Annotated in this window: 13 protein-coding genes; 6 read left to right on the top strand and 7 right to left on the bottom strand. The window is 57.7% G+C overall.

The annotated features are described in order from the left end of the window. Window positions 1–126 precede the first annotated feature (126 nt). Complete coding sequence (locus ACGY09_RS13590) at window positions 127–1,170, bottom strand: DUF1559 domain-containing protein (protein WP_397568144.1); 1,044 nt, start codon at window positions 1,168–1,170, stop codon at window positions 127–129. 508 nt (window positions 1,171–1,678) lie between these two features. Between ACGY09_RS13590 and ACGY09_RS13585 the strand changes: the two genes are divergently transcribed. After that, window positions 1,679–4,942, top strand: a complete 3,264-nt coding sequence (locus ACGY09_RS13585) for a PSD1 and planctomycete cytochrome C domain-containing protein (protein WP_397568143.1) — start codon at window positions 1,679–1,681, stop codon at window positions 4,940–4,942. Window positions 4,943–5,010: 68 nt separating this feature from the next. Beyond that, complete coding sequence (locus tag ACGY09_RS13580) at window positions 5,011–6,480, top strand: DUF1501 domain-containing protein (RefSeq protein ID WP_397568142.1); 1,470 nt, start codon at window positions 5,011–5,013, stop codon at window positions 6,478–6,480. A 571-nt stretch (window positions 6,481–7,051) separates the two neighbouring features. Here the strand turns inward: ACGY09_RS13580 and ACGY09_RS13575 are convergent. Continuing rightward, complete coding sequence (locus ACGY09_RS13575) at window positions 7,052–8,143, bottom strand: hypothetical protein (protein ID WP_397568141.1); 1,092 nt, start codon at window positions 8,141–8,143, stop codon at window positions 7,052–7,054. Between the two features lie 445 nt (window positions 8,144–8,588). Between ACGY09_RS13575 and ACGY09_RS13570 the strand changes: the two genes are divergently transcribed. From ACGY09_RS13570 to arsA, 4 genes are all read left to right on the top strand, one after another. Further along, a complete protein-coding gene (locus tag ACGY09_RS13570; RefSeq protein WP_397568140.1) occupies window positions 8,589–10,301 on the top strand; it encodes a thioredoxin family protein in 1,713 nt (570 codons plus the stop codon). Window positions 10,302–11,003: 702 nt separating this feature from the next. Further along, on the top strand, window positions 11,004–11,330 hold the full coding sequence (locus tag ACGY09_RS13565; protein ID WP_373649707.1) for an ArsR/SmtB family transcription factor: 327 nt from the start codon (window positions 11,004–11,006) through the stop codon (window positions 11,328–11,330). Between the two features lie 155 nt (window positions 11,331–11,485). Beyond that, window positions 11,486–11,923, top strand: a complete 438-nt coding sequence (gene arsD, locus ACGY09_RS13560) for an arsenite efflux transporter metallochaperone ArsD (protein WP_397568139.1) — start codon at window positions 11,486–11,488, stop codon at window positions 11,921–11,923. A gap of 14 nt (window positions 11,924–11,937) precedes the next feature. Continuing rightward, window positions 11,938–13,731 carry an arsenical pump-driving ATPase gene (arsA, locus tag ACGY09_RS13555; RefSeq protein ID WP_397568138.1) on the top strand — a complete coding sequence of 598 codons (1,794 nt, stop codon included), beginning with the start codon at window positions 11,938–11,940 and terminating at the stop codon, window positions 13,729–13,731. 304 nt (window positions 13,732–14,035) lie between these two features. On the opposite strand, the gene ACGY09_RS13550 is transcribed toward arsA, so the two are convergent. The 5 genes from ACGY09_RS13550 to ACGY09_RS13530 form a co-directional block, all read right to left on the bottom strand. Further along, window positions 14,036–14,857 (bottom strand): hypothetical protein, encoded by an 822-nt coding sequence (locus ACGY09_RS13550; protein ID WP_397568137.1) that lies wholly within the window; start codon window positions 14,855–14,857, stop codon window positions 14,036–14,038. 101 nt (window positions 14,858–14,958) lie between these two features. Next, window positions 14,959–16,656, bottom strand: a complete 1,698-nt coding sequence (locus tag ACGY09_RS13545; protein ID WP_397568136.1) for an ATP-binding protein — start codon at window positions 16,654–16,656, stop codon at window positions 14,959–14,961. Window positions 16,657–16,795: 139 nt separating this feature from the next. Next, window positions 16,796–17,452 (bottom strand): response regulator transcription factor, encoded by a 657-nt coding sequence (locus tag ACGY09_RS13540; protein WP_373649712.1) that lies wholly within the window; start codon window positions 17,450–17,452, stop codon window positions 16,796–16,798. 828 nt (window positions 17,453–18,280) lie between these two features. Beyond that, the gene (locus tag ACGY09_RS13535; RefSeq protein WP_397568135.1) at window positions 18,281–19,309 is read right to left on the bottom strand and encodes a hypothetical protein; all 1,029 of its coding nucleotides are present in this window, start codon (window positions 19,307–19,309) and stop codon (window positions 18,281–18,283) included. 48 nt (window positions 19,310–19,357) lie between these two features. Continuing rightward, window positions 19,358–23,674 carry a secretin N-terminal domain-containing protein gene (locus ACGY09_RS13530; RefSeq protein ID WP_397568134.1) on the bottom strand — a complete coding sequence of 1,439 codons (4,317 nt, stop codon included), beginning with the start codon at window positions 23,672–23,674 and terminating at the stop codon, window positions 19,358–19,360. Window positions 23,675–23,962 lie beyond the last annotated feature (288 nt).

Raw genomic sequence — 23,962 nt, 5'->3', positions numbered from 1 at the left:
AAAAGTCGACCAGAACGGAGTGCGAATGTTCGAGACCTGACCCAGGTTGGACAAACAGGAGAGAGACTTCAGACTTGGCAGGCGAACTTACGTCGGTTCGACGTTCTCAGGGGACGCCGAACGAGGTTACCAATCGCCGATGGATTCGCTGCCGGCACGTGTGCCCACACCACGCCAGATCAGGCGATCAATGCTGCTGCTGGCGTTTCTGACCGATCCGTCGGCCATGAGCACCTGAACCAGCCCCGTGTGTCGGCTCGAGGCGGAGATTATGTTGTGATTACGATCCCACCCGGCATCCATACACGAAGGCCCGTTGGGAGGAATCAACGTGCTGAAACCGACGTAGAAGTACCCGCCATCAACCCAGCGCTGGCCCGGAATTTCAGAGTTGTAGTATGACGTGTAGACCCCATTCGAAACGACCGAATTGCAAATCGTGGCCAATTGGTCCATGTGCGCCTGATTTCCGGGAACTAACGGATCAATTACACCGTCATTCAGGGGAGGGGTTCCGATTCCGCTGATCAACTCGTCCCGGCGATCCTGAATCCCCTGACATCGTTCGGACATCATCACAGTATTCGAAGAGCCATCCAGGACCATTGCCATGCTGATCTTGGAGTCGACTCCGAACATGCCTCGAATCGGATTTTCCCCGCCCCAGTTGAGGGCATCACGAGCCTCACGATGACGTTTTCCAAAGTCGCCAGCACTGAAACGATAATTGTTACGTCCCCCGGCGACGCCGCCAACCGGAATGTCGGACGGACAAATGTAGGCCGGAATATCCTGAGCGTAGAGAATATTTCCGTCCCAGGCGCGGGCGGAAGAGGGGAGTGCCATGATCGCAGTATAACGCGGCGCCTGATCAATAAAGGGCAATAACAGACCCAATCCGCTGAGATTGGAGATGAAGACCTGGTCGAAATTATTGATGTCGTCTGTACCACCACCCGAGCGGAAGGGGAAGACCTTGTGGGTGTCATGATAATTGTGCAGCGACAGGCCAAGCTGCTTCAGATTGTTCTTGCACTGAGTGCGTCGAGCCGATTCGCGGGCCTGCTGTACAGCGGGTAACAGCAGTGCAATCAAGACTGCGATAATCGCAATCACGACCAGGAGTTCAATCAGGGTGAATCCAATCTTTCGCGCAATGTAACGTGGCATTTGATCGTCCTCTGAAGATGGGAGATGGGAAGAGGAAAGACAAGGAAAATGCTCCATCGCTACGAGGTGGGGTGAGACTCGCAAGAAATGACAGACGTGGCCCAGAAAGAGCAAGAATTTTTCTGTCGAGAGATAGGTCAATTACGCAACAGTCAGTCTAGAAGTCTCAGTAGCTTGAATACAAGAAAATTCCTGCTCTTTACCTTAATCTTTGCTGAAATGTTGGAAATCGGATTGGTCCTCTCTATTCGGATCATCACCTCCTGATTCCCGGCGCGTCTCCGATTCAGGATCCAGTGATGGATTTCTGAACGGTATGAGCTTCCACTTTTCCGTACTCTGTAAATGCGTATCGCTTGACATAGAGGACATCATGGGAATGGGGTATCAGATCGCTAATTGACTTTTGCTGATGAATCGGTTGATATTGATCAACGGTACTGTACCGCCCACCGGATCTCCCTCCGCTGTGTTTTCATCCCGCCTGTATTCTCGAGGATCTCCTCGTATGTCCCGCAATGCTCTCTGTGTGGTGACAGTTTCCGCCACGGGTGTAGACGTGAAGCACGACCTCTGTGGTGCATCGCCCCGGCGTCAATCTCATCGACCCGAATATTCTGCGGGGATGGCGCGCTCCGCACGATCTCGCAGTCTCACCACGTTCGTCTGCGCGGCGACGCTCTCAACGTTGGTGCTCGGTTCCGTCTCATCGGTATCGGGGGCCGATCGCAAAATTGAGTTCAATCGAGACATCCGGCCCATTCTGTCGAACAACTGCTACCTCTGCCACGGCCCGGATAAGAACCAGCTCCAGGCCGGTTTGAGGCTCGACAAGCCCGAAACCGCGGTTGCGAAACTGGAATCGGGGAACACCGGGATCGTGCCGGGTGATGTCTCGGCGAGTGCGATCATTGAGCGGATCACGACCAGTGATCCGAATCTGAAGATGCCCCCCGCGGAGAGCGGCAAAAGTGTCTCAGAGAGCGAGATCGAAACGCTGAAGGCCTGGATCCGGCAAGGGGCCGAGTATCAGGGGCATTGGTCGTTTATTACTGCTGTTCGTCCCGAACCTCCCGCCACCCGCTTCTCGAATCATGTGCGCAACGAGATTGATCAGTTCATTCTCAGCCGACTGGAAGCCGAAGGACTGGAACCATCCCCCGAAGCGGACAAGGTGACCTTGATTCGTCGCGCGACGATCGATCTCACCGGGCTTCCACCCACCCCTGCCGAAGTTGACGCCTTTCTTGCTGATGAATCCTCACAAGCATACGAGCGGTTGATTGATCGTCTGCTGATGTCACCCCGTTACGGTGAACACCAGGGACGAATCTGGCTGGATGCCGCACGCTATGGTGATACGCACGGACTGCATCTGGATAACGAGCGATCGATGTGGCCGTACCGCGAGTACGTCATCAATGCGTTCAATCAGAACATGCCCTTCAACCGGTTTACGGTCGAGCAACTGGCGGGCGACCTGATCCCTGACGCGACCGTCGATCAGAAGGTGGCCTCGGGATTCAACCGCTGTAACGTGACGACAGGCGAAGGTGGCTCCATCGACGAAGAGGTTCTGGTCCGTTACGCGGTGGACCGGACGGAGGCTCTTTCGACCGTCTTCCTGGGACTGACACTGCAGTGCGCCGTTTGCCACACGCACAAGTTTGATCCGATTTCGCAGAAGGAATTCTACTCGCTTTATTCGTATTTCTATTCGATGGCCGATGCCGCCATGGACGGCAACGCGCTGTTGCCTCCTCCGATCCTGAAGCTTCCCTCAACCGAACACACCAAACGGCAGCAGGATCTGCTGAACGAGCTGGCCGCGTTGCAGCAATCGTCCGCCACCGCTCTCGCCGCAGCGACGGCCGCTTACGTGGATCCGCTGGCAGGGAAAGACTTGCCCGCTGATGCCCTTTCTGTGCTGCGTCTGGAGACCGTCTGGGTGGATGACGAGCTTCCTCCGGGGGCACAGCCTGCGGGTGATTCCCCCTGGCGGTTGATCACCAAGGGAGAAGGTCCCGTTTTTTCGGGAGAAAAGGCCTCCAGCCGCACCGCGACGGGTCTGTCGCAGCACTTCTTCACAGGCGCGAATCCCCCCTTGAAGATTGGCGAAGGGGACACGCTGTTCGCCTACGTTTATCTCGATCCGGCGAACCCGCCCCGCGCCATCATGCTTCAGTTTAATGATGGTAGCTGGGAACACCGGACCAACTGGGGGGACGAAGACGCCATCGGGTTTGGTGCCAAGAATACTCCAGCCAAACGAATTGCAGGTCCCCTGCCGAAGACGGGAGAATGGGTACGGCTGGAAGTGAATGCGGCCGATGTGGGACTTCCTGCGGGTGCTAATCTCAACGGCTGGGCGTTCACCCAGTTCGGCGGCACCTGCTACTGGGATAAAGCCGGAATCGTGTCCCGGGCCGCCCCCGCTCCTACCGATTTCCAGTCGCAGATTGCCTGGGAACAGGCGCAACAGCCGACGCCAAGCACGACGTATCCCGCGCCGATACAGGAGATTCTGAAGCTCGCTTCCGCTGCGAGAACACCGGAGCAACAGCAACAGTTGCGCGACTACTTCCTGCAGCACGTGAACGTTGACACGCGGGACACGTTTGCGAAGTTGCGAACCAGCATCGCCGAAAATGAAAAGCAGCGTGCCGATCTGGACGCGGCGATTCCGGCAACGATGGTCAGTGCGGACCTGCCGCAGCCACGCGAAGCCTTCATTCTGATCCGGGGTGCTTACGATAAAAAGGGGGAACGGGTCGAACGTGGTGTTCCTGCTGTGTTGCCACCATTACCCGAAGGTGTGCCCAACAATCGACTGGGACTGGCACAATGGCTGGTGGCTCCGGAACATCCACTGACGTCCCGCGTGGTCGTGAATCGCTACTGGCAACAGTTCTTCGGGACCGGCATCGTGAAAACGGCCGAAGACTTTGGGGCTCAGGGGACATGGCCTTCCCATCCTGAACTGCTCGACTGGCTCGCCACCGAGTTCATTCGCACCGGGTGGGATGTCAAACGCATGCACAAACTGATGCTGATGTCGGGCACGTACCGACAGTCGGCAAAGGTCTCGTCCGAACTGCTGAGTCGTGATCCGGAAAACGTCTTGCTGGCACGAGGCCCTCGTTTCCGATTTGATGCGGAAGTGATTCGTGACTCGATCCTGTTCGCCAGCGGCCTGTTGGTCGAGCGGGCCGGCGGAAAGAGTGTCAAACCGTACCAGCCAGAAGGAATCTGGGAGGCGGTGGCCTTTGTGGGCAGCAACACGCGTGAATTCAAACCGGATGCGGGGGAATCCCTGTACCGTCGCAGCCTTTACACATTCTGGAAGCGGACGGCACCACCTCCATCGATGTCGACCTTCGATGCCCCTTCGCGAGAGAACTGTACGGTGCGGCGTCCAAGGACGAATACGCCGCTGCAGGCGCTGGCGCTGATGAATGACAAGCAATACGTCGATGCGGCCCGCAAGCTGGCTGAGCGGATGTTGCGTGAAGGGGGCGAGACGCCTGAAGACCGACTGGTCTATGGCTTCCGCTGGGTGACTGCCCGTCGTCCGTCCGCACGGGAACTCGAAGTTCTCAAGGGGACGCTGGATAAGCAGCGGGCTCAATTCCAGGCCGACACCAAAGCTGCAGAGCAATTGCTTGCCTATGGCGATTCTCCCAGAGATCCCCATCTGGAGACCGCTGAGTACGCTGCCTGGACAATGCTCGCGAACCTGCTGATTAACCTTGATGAAACCATTACGAAGTAGTTTCCGTGGCTTCGACCACGATCCGCTTCCATGAACACCTGTCACGCCGAACTCAAGAGGATTCCATTATGGACCCTTTACTCGAATACAAACTGGCAATGACGCGTCGGCACTTTTTCAGTCGAACAGCAACAGGCTTGGGGGCTGCCGCATTGGCCTCCTGCATGAATCCCAGCATTTTCGCCAGTGATGTGGCCAGCGAGGGTGGTCGTGAGACTTTTGGTGTGATGCCGGCGATGCACCACGCTCCAAAGGCCAAGCGAGTCATCTGGCTGTTCATGGCAGATGGTCCTTCGCAACTGGATCTGTGGGACTACAAGCCGAAACTGGGTGAGTACTTCGATAAGGATCTTCCCGAGTCGGTTCGGAATGGTCAGCGAATCACCACGATGACCTCGGGGCAGACGCGGTTTCCTGTTGCCCCCTCGATGTTCAAGTTTTCCCAGCATGGTCAGAGCGGTGCGTGGATCAGCGAACTGCTGCCAGAAATGGCCACGGTCGCCGACGACATCAGCATCATCAAGTCAATGAATACCGACGCGATTAACCATGATCCGGCGATTACGTTCATGACGACCGGCAGTGAGATTTCAGGCCGTCCATCGCTGGGAGCCTGGTTGTCATACGGCATCGGCAGTCCGAACCAGGATTTGCCTTCGTTCGTCGTGCTGATCTCGCGACTCGCTTCGGGGGGGATGAACCAGGCGTTGTTCTCACGGATGTGGGCTTCGGGCTTTTTGCCCACCAAACATGCGGGGGTTTCGATGCGGTCCTCGGGTGATCCCGTGCTGTATCTGTCCAACCCTCCGGGGGTCAGTGGAGGAATCCGTCGCCAGATGCTGGACGGACTGGGGGAACTGAACCAGGAACGTCTGGCCGACGTGGGTGATCCGGAAATTGCTGCCCGCATCGCCCAGTACGAGATGGCTTACCGCATGCAGACCTCCGTCCCGGAACTGGCCGACATCTCGAAAGAACCGAAGCATGTGCTCGAGATGTACGGGCCTGAAGTCACTCAGCCAGGTTCCTTCGCCTACAACTGTCTGCTGGCCCGACGACTGGCCGAACGAGGCGTTCGGTTTACCCAGGTCTTCCTCCGCGGTTGGGACCATCACGGCAGCTTGCCAGGACAGATTCGCCAACTGACGAAAGTTGCGGACCAACCCTGTGCAGCACTGATTAAGGACCTCAAGCAACGCGGGATGTTGGAAGATACCCTGCTGGTGTGGGGAGGCGAGTTCGGGCGTACCGTTTACAGCCAGGGGACCCTGACGAAAGACAACTACGGCCGCGACCATCACCCGCGAAACTTCACGATGTGGATGGCAGGTGGGGGTGTCAAAGGGGGCCTGGTGCACGGGGAGACCGACGACTTCAGCTACAACATTACGGAAAAACCCGTTCATGTACATGATCTGAATGCCACCATCCTGCACCTGCTGGGCATCAATCACGAGAAGCTGACCTACCGGGCACAGGGGCGGGATTTCCGTCTGACCGATGTCCATGGAAAGATCGTGACCGACATCCTGGCCTGATCCATTGGGGCCTGAAGGACGACAAACTCGGACCTCTCACATACTGAATCAGAAAGACCGGCGTGATGTGGAGTAAGGTCCCCAGTCATGCCGGTCTTTTCGGGCGAGGAATGTTTTTTCAAACGGCGCCGCGAACCGTTCAGTCGAACGTCCCGAGTGTCACCGTTCGACATCACCGCCGAAGGTGCTTGCCCCGCGGCCGGATGACAGGACGTAGGAATGCGAAGGCCCAGTTGGCGATGGTCCGCAAATCATCCGTCAAAGAGCAATCAACAGCGCATTCAACGAAAAGACCCAGGTCCTGCATCATTCCGATGAGGCCTGGGTGTTTTGACTTTAACCAGCCCGATGGTGCTCGGATTCCCCTTCAAATGGCCCGTGCTGAATCGGGTGATCCCTTTCTCGCCTGGACCACCAGAACCAAGTCGTCCGAGGTTGTTCACCTGGAGGAAACGTTTTGCGGCTGACGCCGTCCCGGTCGCTGTGATGACGGGGCAATCGGGGTTCGCCGAGAGCCTGGCCCGAACGTATTCGGACCTGGCGACCGAGCAGCGTGATTGTCTTGCGATGACTACTTGATCCGGGGGATTTCCATGAGTTCGGGAATCGGATCGAAGACCCACGTTTGCAGAGGGGGCAGTTTTGCGTTCGGGCGACTGTTGGGGTTCAGAAGGCTCAGCGACTTGCACTTCAGTTCATATTCGCCCGGGGCTGTTCCTTCATAGGTGGCGTGAAACATTTCGGCGAGGCGGCGAATTTCAGGATCGTTGGGCGAGTCGAAGCCGCCGATCGTCACGATCGACTGAAACTTGTCGTGATAGACATAAGACTCGAAACGTTCCCCCTTCAGGCATTCACGAATGGCATCGTTACTTTGTCGCAAGGCGTAGGTGAGTTGGGCGGCGTCTTCCCCTGCACGGACAAGATTGTAAGGGCCCGACTCTCCAATCATCTTATCGAAGCTGGCTTCCTGCCCTGTGAACTTGCTGTTACCCAGAGGAATGGCGGATTTGCCGGTGAAGGTGGCGACTTTGAGTGTGTACTTGCGGGGGACGTTCACCAGGGCATAGTCGATCCCTGAATTCAGGTACTTGGCCATGCTATCGGGTTTCTGACGGACCACGTCACCGGCCTGGCGAAGTGGGTTGATGGTGAGAAATGCCGAAGCAAAGGGACCTTTTGTTCCATCCGAGATTCGGACGACCGCGCCTGATTTGGGGTCTGACATGAATTTGGGTTTGAATTTCTTGATGTAAGCCAAGGTCTTTTGAGCCGGCTGATCATCGACTTTTTCATAATTACCCGCCAGAACGCAGATCATGTCTCGCTGAGCGGCAAAGACTCGCTTATCGGGATTCCCCAGGCGGTCATGTGTTTCAATTGTCTCTTTCTTGGCATCGCGCGAGAACGAATAGGCGGGGATCCCCTTGTCGCGAAGTTCGTGAACCAGTTTGCTGGCAGCCTCTTCGGCGGTCAGCCCTTCCTTCTTACGGTCTGCGTCATAAACATCGCGGAACGTGGCAACCATCACCATCCACGGGCCGTGTTTTTCCGTCAAGCGGTACTCTTTTGCGGGATCGTTTTCAATCGCGAGCAGGGACGAAAGAGGAACCAGTGTGAGGACAGAAAGGAACAGGATTCGAAGTGGGAATTGGGTAGGCACGACAGACTCCATTCTGACTGGATTGCACGTATCGACTTGAAATGAGAGGTGACAGACCTGATCGCGGTATCGTCGCAGCCCGTCGTATCTACGACACCGATCGTAGTAACAAAGTCCGCGACCAAAGAACTTGAGGGGAGATTTCAAATTCGTGTGGGCGGGAACGTATCAGCAACCATTTTTTGTGTCCAGAGGCAGTTTTTTCCGGTCTTGGCACGCCTCGTGCGTAATCCCCGTTTGACCAGTCTCAGTTGTAAAACGTTCTCATCTGACCTGGGTACAAGACACCATTTTGCCTCGTACCTTTCCGGCCAAATCAGATCGAATCAACTCGACAAAGGGAGAATTCTGCTGCCATGGATGGCTCAGCTCGTCCCTTTGTAAGAATGTCCGTCGGCTGGCGGCAGAAATTGGCAGATTTACAAAAGGCACGGAGGCCGAATACATGCAGCATCGAGTTTCTCTGCGCGGTCGTGCGACCGCTTCGCTCTGGACAATGCTCGTTGCAACTCTCCTGGTGGTGGTCGCGTGCAGTTGGATTACGGCGACCAGCATCTCTGCTCAGGCCGCAGACCCCAACAATATTCTCCTGGACTTCTCGGCCAAGTGGTGTGGCCCGTGTCAGCAGATGAGTCCCATCGTTTCCAAGCTTGAACGTCAGGGTTACTCCATCCGTCAGGTGGATATCGATGTGGAGAAGGGACTCGCAGAGAAATACCACATCGAGAGCATCCCCTGCTTCGTGCTGATTGCCAACGGCCGCGAGATCAGCCGTATCAATGGGATGACTGATGAGAAAAAGCTGAAAAGCATGCTCATGATGTTGCCCAAGCAGAATGGCGATGACGCCATGGCCAGCCTTCCCCCCTCCCGGAAGGGCCAGGCATTGCCCGAAACGAAGGGGGAATCCCGTTCAGGTGACGACAAGAAGCTGTTTCCAAAGATTGCTCCCCTGTTCTCTAAGTCCAAGGGCCCTAAGAAAGCTCCTGCAGATGAGCCCGAAACCTTTCGACTCCAGAACGCCGACGCCTCGCCGAAAATGGATCAGATTTCCCGTGAAGCGTTTGCTGCCAGTACGCGGATTCGGGTCCTGGACGGGTCGCACATCCACTACGGCTCAGGGACGGTGATTGAGAGCAAGCCCGGCCGGGCGATCATTCTTAGCTGCGGTCACATTCTGCGGAACCTGGGAAAGAAGGCGGTCATCGAAGTTGACCTGTTCCCCGAGCCCAACACCAAGCCGCAGGTCGCCGTGGCAGAAATCATAGATTATGACCTCGACGCGGATGTCGGTCTGCTGTCGATTCCCTGCGACAATCGTCTGCCCGTGGTCAAGCTCGGGTTTGGGCCCGGTGTTCCCCAGGTCGAAGACCGTGTCTTCAGCATCGGCTGTGGCGGTGGAAAGCTCCCCTCGCTGGAAGAGCACGTGGTGACCGGGATCAATAGTGTGGTGGGTCCTGACAACATTGAATGCACCGGGATACCAGAACAGGGTCGCTCGGGGGGAGGCTTGTTTCTGGGACGCGAGCAAGTCGGAATCTGTATCTTCGCCGATGCGAATTACAAACGAGGCATCTATGCCGGGATGAAACCGGTTGCCCAGATGCTGGCAAAGGCGAAGCTGGGGCATCTGGTACCGAAAGGCATGGCCAAAGAAGCAGAGGCACAGGAAGAGATCGCTGCCGTCGTTCCGGAAGACGAAGAGCCGCTCCTGGGAAGCCCTGAGGAGATTGAGTCGGAAGGGGCCGAGCACGAGGGGGATGTTGCCGGCGAGATGCTCGCCGAGGCACTGCGCGATTCTGCTCCCGGTTCCTCGTTACCGGGCGCAGCGGGTGACTATGTCGACGCCGAAATCGTATGCATCATTCGTCCCAAGCAGCCGGGAGTCGCCAGTCGGGTCGTCATCGTCAATCAGGCCAGCACCCGCTTCGTTGACGACCTGCTGCACGAATCGACCAGCAACCCCCGTCCGACGGCTGTTGCCGCCAGCAACAAGTCGAAGACCAAGGCCCCCATTCGAAGGACAAACGCTGTCGCTTCGAATACGGCATCGCAGCGTGCGACGACGCGAAAAGGGCCTGTCGCCACAGCAGACATGTCGCGGCCTCAGCGGAATTTTGAAACCTCATTCGAGGCTCGCAGAGGAAGCCGCAACTAAAGGTCGATCGCTCTACAACTCGAGACAACCCAACTCGAGACCGCACACCGACCGGCCACGGGTCTCGTAACGGATCTCTTGGAAGAGTTGGCGGTGACTCATCGGACGATTGACACCGTCTCTTCCGCAGCAGGTCGCTTTGAACGGCAAGTGGTGACACTTCCCCACGAATGTCAGGGTGTAGTGAGCGACGCTTCACACATCCGTGCAGTGAAACAAAACGAAACTCCCGTTCATGACGGACCTGGTTCACGACCGTTGAACGCGGAGAGGAATGGTTCGAACCGACTTTGGTCACGGACCCCGCGTATACGGCATCGCCACTGGCAAGTTGTGGCCTCGCAAATCTCCCGGTCGAAATCGCACCAGGAGATTCGCCACCGGGCTACTCAGCCCGGGCTACTCAGCCCGGGGCACTCAATACCGTGGCGGGGGCAATCGGTGTCGCCCGGGATGCGCGCCCCCCCCGGACGGAAGATGGCCGTTCTGATGTCCGTGTCCCATCCGGCTCACGATCAGGCGATCGGATGGAAGGTCATCGCCACTCTTCAAAGTCCCTCTCGGGATAATTCCGGCCGCTGCTCCCAGGCGGATATCGGAGCCAGGGAATCCCACCTCCACCAGCTCCTCGGCTGCCTCGAATTGACTTCAACCACCATCATGCCTATCGTTAAACGTCGATTTACGATTTAGGAGCGAGGTATGACGGGTCGAGATCTCCAGCGGACTTGTGAAACTGGCGACGTACCCTTGCCGGAGGACGCATCGGCGTCGCAGCTTGCGGGCCTTGCCTGGGCGATCGCTCATCCGGCACGGGTCCGGATTGTGCGATTGCTGGCCAGTCGCAAGTCGTGTGTCTGTGGCGAGATCGTCGATCAGCTTCCCCTCGCACAATCCACTGTGTCGCAGCATTTGAAAATTCTCAAAGCCTCGGGACTGATTGAGGGCGAAGTGGATGGCCCGAAGGTTTGCTACTGTATCAATCCCGCAAAGCTGGAGGAGCTGAAGTCCCTGGTCGGGAACCTTTGATTTCCCCCCGCACGACCTGCCGGTCAGAGGAACATGGCCTGCCGAGGAACATGGCCTGCCGAGGGACGGGGCCTTCCCGCTCGTTCCCTGTGAAAAGCGGGACCTGATGTCGAGTCTTCTTTTTCCTGACAGAAACATCCAACAGAAAGAACATCATGAAGGTCATTCAGGTTTACGACAAGCCGATGTGCTGTTCGACAGGTGTCTGCGGCCCTCAAGTGGACCCGGCACTCGCTCGATTTGCAGCGGATCTGGATTGGCTGAAATCGCAGGGACATCAGGTCGAGCGATTCAATCTGGGGCAGCAACCCCAGGCTTTCATTGATAACCCATCTGTCCATCAGGTTTTGTCGACAGAAGGGACCGAAAGCTTACCTCTGATCCTGATTGACGGACAGATCGTCAGTCGCGCCACCTTCCCCGATCGCCTCGTGCTGGCAGGCTGGACTGATTCCGCTGTGCCGGTAACCCAGTCAGGCAGTTGCTGTGGCGGTGCAGCGGCCTCGTCTGCGAGTTCCTGCTGTTCGGAACCGAAGTCGGCCAACCCATTGAACGTTCTGAGTTGTGGTGATACGGATTCGAAGTGCTGTTAAGGAAGTCAACGAGCATGACATTTCTCCAAGCGCCGACCCGCATCTTATTCTTCACCGGAAAAGGAGGAGTTGGCAAGACCACCTCGGCATGTGCTGCGGCGGTACGACTGGCCGATACAGGGAAACGCGTCCTGCTCGTTTCCACAGACCCGGCCTCCAATCTCGATGATGTGCTGGGCGTGTCCCTTCATCCGCGTCCCACTCCCGTGCCGGAAGTGCCGGGGTTGTCTGCGATGAACCTCGACCCACAGCAGTCCGCTGCCGAATATCGTGAGCGGATGGTGGGGCCCTATCGAAATCTGCTTCCCGCGGCTGCAATTACGAGCATGGAAGAGCAGTTCTCGGGATCATGCACGGTGGAGATTGCCGCCTTCGACGAGTTCGCTCGCCTGTTAGGTGATTCCCGCATGACGGCGGAGTTTGATCACGTCATTTTTGATACGGCCCCGACGGGTCATACGTTGCGATTGCTGACGCTTCCCTCCGCATGGTCTGGTTTCATGGATTCGAGCACGACGGGAACGTCATGCATCGGTCCCCTGGCGGGGCTCCAAGCACAGCAGCAACTTTACCGCGACACGGTCGACGCACTGGGTGACTCGACCACGACGACAATCGTACTGGTGACTCGACCGGAGCAAGCTGCGCTGAAGGAAGCGGCCCGCACGAGTGGGGAACTGGCTGCCCTCGGTGTCAGGAACCAGCGACTGCTGGTTAACGGGCTGTTCCAGGCTTCAGATTCCTCGGATCAACTCGCTCTTGCGTTGCAGCGGCGGGGTGAGTCCGCGATGGAGGAAATGCCTGCGGTCCTGCGCCAGCTACCTCAGACGGTCGTGCCGCTGGGATCGCAAGGGGTACTGGGTGTTGAGGCGCTCCGCCGCTTTGGAACCAGTCATCCGGGAGACGAGCGACTCGACGCACCCCCTGCTCTGGCGAAGGAGGTGCCGGTCGGACTGGGTGCCCTGACAGCGAGCCTGGCAGACGCGGGACATGGCGTCATTCTCACCATGGGAAAAGGGGGCGTCGGAAAAACGACGATTGCGGCGGCGATTGCCGTCAGTCTTGCAGAGCGGGGGCTGCGGGTCCACTTGACGACGACCGATCCCGCAGCCCACATTGCTGCGACGCTGGCCAGCGAATCGCTTGAAAACTTGACTGTCGGCCGGGTCGATCCCACTGCGGAGACTGCGCGTTATCAAGACGAGGTGATGCAGACCGCCGGTTCCAGTCTGGATGAACGAGGGAAAGAACTTCTTGCCGAGGATCTGCGGTCACCCTGTACAGAAGAAATCGCTGTCTTCCGTGCTTTCGCCGCAGCGGTGGCAGAAGGAACCGACCGATTCGTCGTTCTGGACACGGCTCCGACCGGTCACACTGTCTTGTTGCTGGATGCGGCCCTTGCTTACCACCGCGAGGTGCTGCGACAGGCCGATCAAATGCCAGAAGCGGTCCAGCAGCTTTTGCCCCGCTTGAGAGATCCCGCTTTCACGCGAGTCTTGATCGTGACTCTTCCCGAAGCCACGCCCGTGCATGAAGCGGCACAACTCCAGCACGATCTGCAACGCGCCCAGATCGAGCCCTTCGCCTGGGTCATCAATCAAAGCCTGCTGCCCCTCACTGTCACAGACCCGGTTTTGAGTCGTCGGCGGGCACATGAGACGACCTTTGTGAATGAAGTCATCACACGCCATAGCGAACGTGTGGTGCTCGTTCCCTGGCAGCAGCAGCCCCCGGTTGGAATCAGGGCACTCAGGGGACTGGCGGAGATGGGCCGGGTGTCCGCCGACGCCGGGCAACTGAAAGAGTGATGCTGTAGGAAGAACGCGACGGGACCGTTGCCTGGAAATCCTTGTCGGCCGGAGAGCCACTTTAAAAAATGGATGCAGCCATTCGGAGGATCTGAGCGACCGAAACCGTCACCTGACGAACCGACTCGGTGACGTCGATCGGGTCTGACCTCATCAACGAAAAACCCCTCGCTCTCGAGATGAGGAGCGAGGGGAAAGAAGACACCATTAGGGGGGATTGGAGAGCCCCCCCCCGGCAGCCTGTGGGATTCCTGCTGGACGCAGGTGCTGTCCCTCAAGAGCCGCAGTCCGCGTCGACGGAGACTTACTCGGCCTTGGGCTGAGGTCGTTTTGCACGTCCGCCGCCTGGGCCACCAGGTCCACCTGGACCGCGACCGCCAGGTCCACGGCCACCGGGGCCACCGAAGCCGCGGCGCAGGGCTGAAACGTCAAATTCTTTGCCCTTCAGTTTCGCGAACTCTTCCTGCTGGGTTTTGGTCAGGACGCCGAGAATCTTGGCGTCTCGTTCCTTTGTCAGTTCAGTGAATTTTTCGCGACCTTCAGCACCACCGCCACCAGGACCCTGTGAAAAGACTTCACGGAACTTTTCGCCATACTCCCGGTTCAGTTGAGCGATCTTGTCGGTTTCGTCCTTGGTGAGCGCCAGGGCCTTGACGACTTCGGGATCAGCCAGAGCACCGGTACCCATGACCTGCCAGTTGATTTGCTGGAGGCGAGTGTACTGATCCGCCGTCAGCGCTTCTTTCAGTTTGGGAACGTACTTCTCACTAACGGCCTTGCCGGCTTCGGCCATCTTGGCAAATGCCTTGTTGCGATCTTCTTCTGACATTTCACGGAAGTTGGGAGGAGGACCGCCCGACGAGAATGATTCCCGCATCGCGGCGCCGTATTCCTCACCCACTGTTTTCAGCTTCGCGGTGGTTTCGGAGTTGAGGTTCAGGTCCTTCTGGACTTCCTCGTTGTTCACCAGCATGAAAAGTCCGCCACCCCCACCAAACGGACCGCCGCCGCCAAAGCCCGCTCCGAAGCCTCCACCACGTCGTCCACCGCCCGGACCCTGAGCCTGGGCCGCCGTTGCAAATGCGAGGCAGGCCACCAGACATAACATCCATCGATTCGTTCTCATTGTCGTCTTCCTTCGCTGGTTCAATCTGATTCCCGCAAGGCCGAACGGAACATGGACGGCAGACAAGGCTTGCAGGAATCCCCCACCCAGATTCATCAGATTTACTTTGTTACCAAGGCCTCTTCGCATTCGTGGTTGGCCGTTCGGGAAAGGGCAGCAGGCTCGAGGATACGGGGTAATCGCACCTCGATTGTCGTACCCGCCCCGACCTGGCTGATGGCCCTGATCGTTCCCCCGTGTGCGTCGACGATCGTCTTACAGATCGACAAACCCAGACCACTGCTTCCTTCGGCCCGCGATCGCGCTTTATCGACCTGATAGAAACGATCGAAAATCTTCGACAACTGATCCCCGGCAATACCAACCCCGGAATCGATGACCGAGATCACTTCCCATTCCTGTTCGCTGCGTGTCGTCAGTCGCACGCAGCCTCCTTCGACGTTGTAGCGGATCGCATTGGTCAGCAGATTTGTAAAGACCTGTGACAGTCGATCCAGATCGCCACGAACGAAGCACGAGGTCGACAGGCATTCGATATGAATGTTGCGTTCCATCGCGAGCGTTTCGACCATTTCCACGCAGTCACGCAGCAGCGGATCCAGATCGATTCGCTCGAGTTTGATCGACGGAGTCCCTGAATCGAACCGCGCCAGGAGCAGCAGCGAGTCGATCAGCGACCTCATCCGCTGGGCGGCTCGCCGGCAGGTTTCGAGTGCCGTCCGGTAGTCCTCGCTGGAGCGAGGCCGGCATAACGCCAGTTCGGTATGCGCCGAGATGACCGACAGGGGAGTTCTCAATTCATGCGATGCGTCAGCGGTGAACTGGCTCTGCCGTTCGAAGGCCGCCTGCAGTCGATCGAACGTCCGGTTCAGCACGCTTGCCAGTTGCCCCAGTTCGCTGTCCGTTTCCTGGACGTCGATCCGCTGAGACAGATTCTGGGCCGAGATCGATTCCGCTGTCGCTGTCATCGCGGAAATGGGCAGGATGGCCCGGGCCGAAAGCCATCCACCCCCCAGGACCCCACCTGCCAGGATCACGAGACCCGCTACGGCCAGCAGCAGACCCGCTCGATGATGGGCGATGATGTCGTTCTTGAGTGACCGGCCCACCAGCAGGTTCATGTTCCACATGCCGGCATGGACTACCTCGCGGTAAAGGTGATGATCTCCCGGACGTGTGCGGAAAGCCCACCGGGGTAACCCATCGCTACCGACGTGCAGATCGGGGTACGGAATATCGGGGGCGCCTTCTGATTTCTGCAGAAGATCTCCATTTCCCCCCCAGATCACAAAGTACAGCCGCGAATCCTCGGTCCCCTGGAAGAGTTGCTGAAATTCTTCCGGCAGCGGTCCCGGGTCTGGGAAGTTACGTTCGCGGCGTGGTGATGGGGGCGGAGATACTGCAGGTTCGGTCCCGGCACCACGCGGTGACGAATCTGACTGCGTCGTAGCGCTCGGGGGAACTCCGTCTTGCACCTTGGCCACGTTCGCGGCCACCGCTGGATCGGGATTGGTCGCACCTGCAGGAAGCGATCCGGAATTCCCTTCATTGCGGGGTTCCGCTGGCCGATCGACAGGTGAGGGAGGACGTCGTCCTCCCTGCCAACCCCCAGAAGGGCGTGGCAACAGACGCCTGAGCTGTGACAGCACAAGCCCTCCGGTCCGGTCGAGTTCGGCATCGATCTGTTGCAACCGTGTTTGCCAGTGCAGGCTATGGACGATTCCTCCGAAGCTGGTCAAAACGGTCAACAGCACGATTGCGTGCCAGACCTGCAGTCGCCAGCGGAGTGATTTAAACATTGTCTTCTCGTGAATGCGCACGAAGTGATTTCGAAGAATCAATTCAGTCAGATTGGATCGGATTGAATCCGGAACAAGTGAGTTTTCAATAAGAACAATAAGAAACTGGATGAGCACGCATCAGTCGCGGGCGGGACGATTAGCCTTCAATGATGTAACCCATCCCGCGGCGAGTCGTAATCAGATCCCGTCCCACCTTGCGGCGAATGTTGGAGACATAGACGTCGACCAGGTTCGACAGCGACGCGTCGTACTCGTCGAACAGGTGGTCATAGATCTTTGTTCTGGTCACCAGTTCGCCTCGATGGATCGCCAGGAATTCCAGCAGGCAATACTCTTTTGCCGTCAGGGCTACCCCGTTCCCGTCGACGGAGACCGTGCGCGCAGTTGTATCGATCGAGACGTTGCCGATCTCGATCAGCGGTTGGGCCATTCCGGCCGACCGACGGATCAGGGCACGGACCCGAGCAGCGAGCTCTGACAGTTCAAACGGTTTAATCAGATAATCGTCGGCACCTGTATCCAGGCCCCGAACACGATCTTTCACGGCGTCGCGTGCCGTCAGCATCAGTACCGGCGTTGATTTACCCTGGCGACGAAGTTCCGCCAGGACAGACCAACCGTCCCGCTGAGGCAACATGACATCCAGCACAATCGCGTCATAGTCCCAGGTGACGGCCTTGAAGAGGCCGTCTTCGCCATTTTCGGCCGTATCAACGGAATAGCCCGACTCGCGCAGGTACATCGCCACTGCACGAATGACATCCGGTTCGTCTTCGACCACAAGCACTCGCATGCTTTCACTGCTCCGGCCTAAATCGAGCTTGCCAACCGATGCCGTTGTTCGGCCGGTTTCCATCATAGTTCGACTAACACCCAGGAATAGCTCAAAATGCGAATCGCTTGAGCGAGAATGGTGATCAGTCAACACTTACACAAGCCGCCTAGTGTACGGGGTGCACCTTAATCGGCGATGAAGACCTCCGCGAGAATTTCTCGTCGCAAAGTCCTGCCAGCCATCAGCAAAGCGGGCACCGGACGTCTGAAAACAAGAGACCCACCCGGTGGGTAACCAGGAGGAGTACCGCTGCGATCGCAGTCGGTCCTGTACGGCCCTCAGCCACCTGCACTCCGACCAGCGTCGAGACGAAGTCCACGGAGTAAAAAGGGACCCTCTCTGTACGGGGAGAAACGAAGCGCTGGCGTGCTCACTGCGCGTCTTGCTGCACCGGGCTCGAACAGAAAACGGGCCGGGCCGCACCATCAAGCGAGTGTCCCGGAACGCTGCGGCGCCAAGATCTGAGAAGCCTGCAGGAGGGCAAACGCCGAACGCCCATCCAGCAGTCCCGTGGGAAACGTCGGAAAGAGTCCCCCTCCGAACGTGCCGGTCGGCCCCCTCAACAGGAAGCACGGCCCACCCAACCCTCGCCATGCTGCAGAAGGCTTGTTTGTGTCGCGACCAGTCGGTTCGCCCCCCACTCAGCCTTTACGACGGGGGGGATTTCCCGGTGTAATCCCTTGAGCAGATGTCTACGTGCGGTATCTCACGATTTCGCCTCGCAGGCGCCAGCATGGACAAGTCGTCCCGGCGGTAAGGGGGCCGGTTAATTCCCCGACATCCCCCTCAATCTTCCAGAAGATGCTTTTGTCTTGCGGGGGTGGTGCGCTTCTTCGGTTCCTCCCCCTGGTCGTTTCTGGCGGGCGAGTTACGGGCTGTCATCCGAAGCCGGTCTGGTTTTGGTTTCTCGGGCTCGATTTTCTCCATGACGCTCGATAAATCCAGCACCTGAGGTGGAGCCGCTGGTTGAGCAGGAGATTGAGCTGCAGGTTGGGCGGCAGGAACCACCGGGGGGGCTGACTTCTGTTCCATCAACTGCTTGACCATTGCTTCGAGCTGGCGGATCCGCTTGGATTCCGCTGATTCTTTTGGGACCTCGGCCGGGACTTCATGCGACATCAACTGAATGGCACTCGTCGATTCAGGCTTCTTCGCGAGAGCCAGCGAATCGGTGACTTTGGGATTGGCACCCAGGGAGATCGTGGTCGTCCGGTGAAGTCGACTGGCCAGTTCGGCGGCTGCCTCGGTGTTCGTCTCCTCCTCTGAGAAGGGTTTTGCTTCCGGACCGGAAAGTGGCTTCTTGTTACCATTCAGCGGCATGTTGGAGAGGTCCGAGAAGACGAACTGTCCATAACTCGGCTTCAGGCGAACGCGAAGTGCACAGTTCGCGTCTTTCACCCCGCGCCGTACATACGGCACGAAGACGCTGTAAGTCGGTCCGAGCGACGTTTCCGTCAGATGGATTTTCCAGGATCCACTATCGAAATCAAATTGCCGCAGCGGCTTGGTCTGTTCTTCGGGCGTCCCCAGATCATCAAACAGGTAGATGCGGACGTCCCCTTCGCACTGCACGGGGGTTGCCGCTTTACTCGACAGAAACAGGATCTGTCCCGAGAAGCCCTTGCAGGGGTACCCATCGGGGTCGCGACCTTCAGCCTGCTGCCACAGACACAAAATCTGCACGACCGGGTCTGACGCCGAGGCCTTGGGTATCTTCTTGGAGAAAGGGATATGGAAAGTGGCACAGCCAGCGATCTGGCCGAGCATCACACCAAGGCAAACCAGTCGCGAGATGATTCGTGGTAAGCGAGTCATGAACTTCAAACTCCGGGCGAATTTACTGTCATCGCAATTGGGTTGGCTTTACTTGGTCGGCTTGGAAGCCCGCTTCGGGAAGAAGGATTTTTTCTTCGGCGCTGCGGGAGCCTGGTAGCTCGCCTTGGTAACCGTGCTCTCGGACAAATCTTCCTCCGTCGCCCGCAACCGCGAAGAGTTCAACCTTCCCAGTTCGGGGTCGGGTAGTGGCGGTGCGGGAGGGACACCCGGAGCCGGAGGGACGCCGGAACTGTCTCCTGCGGATGGGACGGGGGGAACGGTCGACGAGGGAGACGTGCCGGATGGCGGCGGCGGATAGTTCTCTGGAGTCCGTGCTGGAACCATCATGTATCTTTGTGAACCAGGAGCGGGCGGGATTTCGGTGGGGCCAACATTCTCGGGTGACGAGATGATCGGACGCTGTACCCATGGCAGGTTCTCTTCTTCGATATGGAACTCTTCAGGAGCAGCAATCGCCCGGAGTGGTCCGTGAGCTTCTTCTGCTTCGCTTTCGATAAAGTGAATGCGTCCCATTTCGATTTCCTTGAGACATTCTTCTTCTTCGATTCCGCTGATAATTCGCGGAGTCAGGAAGATCAGCAATTCGGTTCGGATCGATGTTCGCGAGTCAAAGCGGAACAGGCTTCCGACGACAGGAAGATCCCCCAGCAGCGGGGCCTTTCGAGTAAACGATTCGTCGCGGGAACTGATCATCCCCCCGATCACGATCGTACTGTTGGAAGGAACCAGCACGGTCGAACGGACGTTACTGAGGTCGGTGATTCGCTGGCCCACGGCCTGACCACGAGAGTCCGTCGTCACCGTGACGATTTCCTGGCTCAGCTGGCTGCGGTAGGCGTACATCTGGATGACCACGTTGCCGTCGTCATTGATACGTGGCGTCACCTGCATCCCGATCCCTGTTTCGCGCTGAGTGAGGATCGGAGAGAGAACGCCGGTCGTTGCATTCGTGTTAAAGGCTGTCACGGTCGGGATGGTCTGCCCTACGAACACTTCGGCCAACTGGCTGTCGAGTGCTCGAATCTGAGGTCGGCTGAGGATCGTCAGCTTACGATTCGCTGCCAGTGCCCGTAGCAGGACGTTGACCGCTTCCGAGCCGGCGGAAAGAACCAGGCCACCGTACCCGAGCTGGTTGTTGGTACGGCCCAGCGAGAAGTTGCTGAGGCTTTGCCCGCCGACAACACCGGGGCTGGAGGAGATATTATTCCCCAGCGGAAGGCCCGGGTTGTTGAAGTTAAAGCCGGGGGAACCTGTTTGTGACAAAATGGACTGAGTCGTCGTCTGTAAACCGGTGACCGCCGTGGTGGTCGTTGTCAGCACGACTGGATCATCCAGCACACTGCGTTGAAACAGCACGGGGCTTTGCAGACCGAGTTCGATCCCGAACTCGTCGGTATTGTTGAGCTGAACTTCGACAATCAGTGCTTGGATCACGACCTGCTTGGGAACCGCGTCCAGCTTGCGGATCATGGCTAGAATGTCGGGGAAGTAACGCGGAGTCGAACTGACCAGCAGGCTGTTTGAGATCGTGTCGGGGATGACAATGACTTCGCGTTCCAGTTGTTCGACGTTGCTGATCAGGTTGGGATCAGCCATCGCGAGGTCTCGTTGCTGCTGAAAGAACAGCGTCACCGCCTGGGCGATCTGGGCCGCAGGGCTGTTGTTCAAACGTACGACCGTATTTTTACGGGCTCGGAGGTCGCTCTCATCCAGACGCAGCATGATGGCTTCCACCACGCGCAGCGCATCACCACTTCCCACTGCGATTACACTGTTGGTACGCGTATCGACCGAGAACTTGAGTGGTACCAGGCTGCTGCTGGCGTCGTCGGCATTCGCCAGGTTCATTCCCAACTGGGGACGCTGGTTACCACCCAGTCCCTGCTGCTGACTGTTAAACAGTGCGTTTAACTGCTGGACCATCTGCTGGGCATCGGCATTTTCCAGCGTGAACACCTTGATCTCGGAAACCGTGTTCGTCGGTCGGTCGAGGTTCGAAATCAGGGCCTCGATGAGGTCCATGCTTTTTTCGGACGCCGTGACAATCAGCGAGTTTGAGTGTGCTTCTGGCGTGACACGAATTTCCGATAACACACCAGACTGCACTTCACGTGAGCCGTTCTTGTCGACAGAGAGGAACTGCAGGACGGCCGACTTGACGCTCTTGAACTGTTCTTCGACCTGCCCACTGCTCAACCCCTGCTGCTGTCCAAATCCACCCCCGCCCCCACCCGATTGGGTCGGTGGAGAAATCACGGACTGAATGGCCGAGTTGATCACCGCAGCCAGTTCCGCCGCGACCGCATTCTTCAGCGGAAAGATTCGGACCAGGCTGACCGCTTCGCCACCCTCACGATCCAGTCTGCGGATCAGAGACTGAATTTCATCCAGATCTCGTGCACGGGCCCGCACGATCAACGAGTTGGATCGAGGGTCGGCGATCACCATCACCTTGGCACCGAGCGACGTTCGGTCCTTGTAGAATTCGGTAATCAAGACCTCGATCTCGGACGCGATTGCAGCCTTGAGCGAGAAGACCTGAAATTCCGTTTCGGGATCGACCGGCTGGTCGAGTTCTTCGGCCAGGCCGAGGATGTTTTCCAGATCCGCCGCGGGAGCGACAATCAGTAACGAGTTGGGTTTCGTGACGGGAATGATCGCGACACTTTCGCGTGATTGCGTCCCCTTCCCCGGGAACTTCGTCAGCTTGTCGTAAACAGCGGTCAGCAGTTCCGCCAGAGATTCCGAGTCGACGTGCTTCAAATGCAGCAGCTCAACCCGCGGAGCGGTTGCCACCGCCAGTTGCTCAATCTGCTTGATGACCTGTTCGACCTGGGCGATATCCTTGTCGTTTCCTTCGATCAAAATGACATTCAGGTCTTCGATGACCTGAATATTAACCTGACCTTTGAAATTCCCCAGGATGCCGGTCAGCGTCCCCTCCGCATCCTCGTTCGGGGTGACCGGGATCATCTGCATGTCGTCTGATTCAGGATCGGGGGGATTCTGTGAATCGTCGTCCGCCTGGGCGAGACGCGATTGTGCATCCGTGTGTCTGACCTTGCGAATTCGCTCGATCTCCGCGGGCAGCTGTTCTGCGATTCCACAAACGTACTGAGTACTCGCCTTGATGGTCGTCGTCGTTTTTCCGTCCGCCGGTTGATCGAGGGCTTTGAGCAGCTTGATCACGGCTTCCACATTACGGGCATTGCCATCGATGAGCAGTTCGTCGTGGGCCTCATCAATCGAAATCATGAAGTGGACGGGTTCGACGGGATCCTTCTGGGAAGCCGATGAATCGTTGCTTCCCTTTCCTGGTTTGCTGGCGACGCGAAACGCGGGAAGTCCATTGCGACCGGAATCAATCAGTTCGGCCGACGATTTCATCGCTCGGTAAACGCGCTTCGACAAGTCCACCGCGCTGGTGTGGCGTGTTTTGAAGACCACAGCGGGAGCTGGTGCGCCGACGTTTTGAAGTCCCGTTGGAACCTTGGATTCGAAGGGGTGTGGCTGCCGGTTGCGAGCAGGCTGAGCCTCTTCTTCGAGGTCCTCGGTCTCGCCAACCGGCTCTTCATGTGCGGTTTGACGAACGACTCGTTTGGCAGGCGTCTTTTTCGCGGCGGTTTCTTTTTCCGTCGCAGTGGCAGGTTCGGCTTCCATCGGAAGTGGCTTGCCGTCGCGACCGGTGTAGCGGATGGACTTATGGACGATAATTTCTTCGTTCGCCGTGTTCTCACGAGGAGCGGTCATCGAATCGACACGAAAACTCCCTTGCTTCACGACCACGTCTTCTTTGGAATCGTCCGACGAGACGTTCGCATCCTGATGTTTGTCAGAACCGCGTGCGGGAAGAACGGCGGGAGGATACTGCGGTCGGGTGGTCGCGATCTCAAGCAGGATGAGGAACTGCCCCTTTTCAATCAACCGCAGTCCCTGTGGTTCAATCTCCTTATTGACGATGCGCAATGCGTCTTTGCGTGTGTACTCGTTACGATCCAGACGTGAGTACCGACCACGTGGAAGCTGATCGGCAATGATCTCCATGTCGCCTGTGGCTGCAAGGTCCTGGAAGACTTTTGCCCACGAGGCGGAATAGTAGTTCAGCCTGATTTTCTTCTCAGTCGTCTCCGCAACAACGGCCGGCTCGCCTGGCTTCGGTTTCGTCGCAGCCGAAATCATCGGCGTTGAAAGCATTGCAGGCAGACCCACCAGCCATGCCAGCAGCGAAAGACCCGAGGCCAGGGCCAGCCCGTTGCAGGTGTGCCGGAACGAGGAGCGACCGCTGCTGACAGCTCGCAGATCCGCGCGACCGTTCACTGATGAATCGGAATCGTGGGTATTCATGTAGTTTTATCGCCGATGTAAACTATTCAATCGCAGCCACAATCGATGACCAGTCGCGAGTGTGCTCGTCTCCGCTCCCCCCGGTGTCCCGGGAGAATTTTGCGGCATCATCATCCTGAACTTCTTGGCCCCACTTGAGCACAGTTGCGCACAGTCATTTAACCGTCATAATCGACAAGCTTTGACATTTGCTTGAAGTCAAAGCCTCGCCAGATGCTCCAAATTAAGGTTGGCTTAGGAGACGTCCCGGTCGCGCTTCAAACTGGATAAACTATCCCGCCTTTGATC

It is taken from the genome of Schlesneria sphaerica, from assembly GCF_044336245.1.
Taxonomy (GTDB): domain Bacteria; phylum Planctomycetota; class Planctomycetia; order Planctomycetales; family Planctomycetaceae; genus Schlesneria; species Schlesneria sphaerica.
The sequence above is the reverse complement of the archived record's forward strand: the minus strand, read 5'-3'. Positions and strand labels throughout refer to the sequence as shown.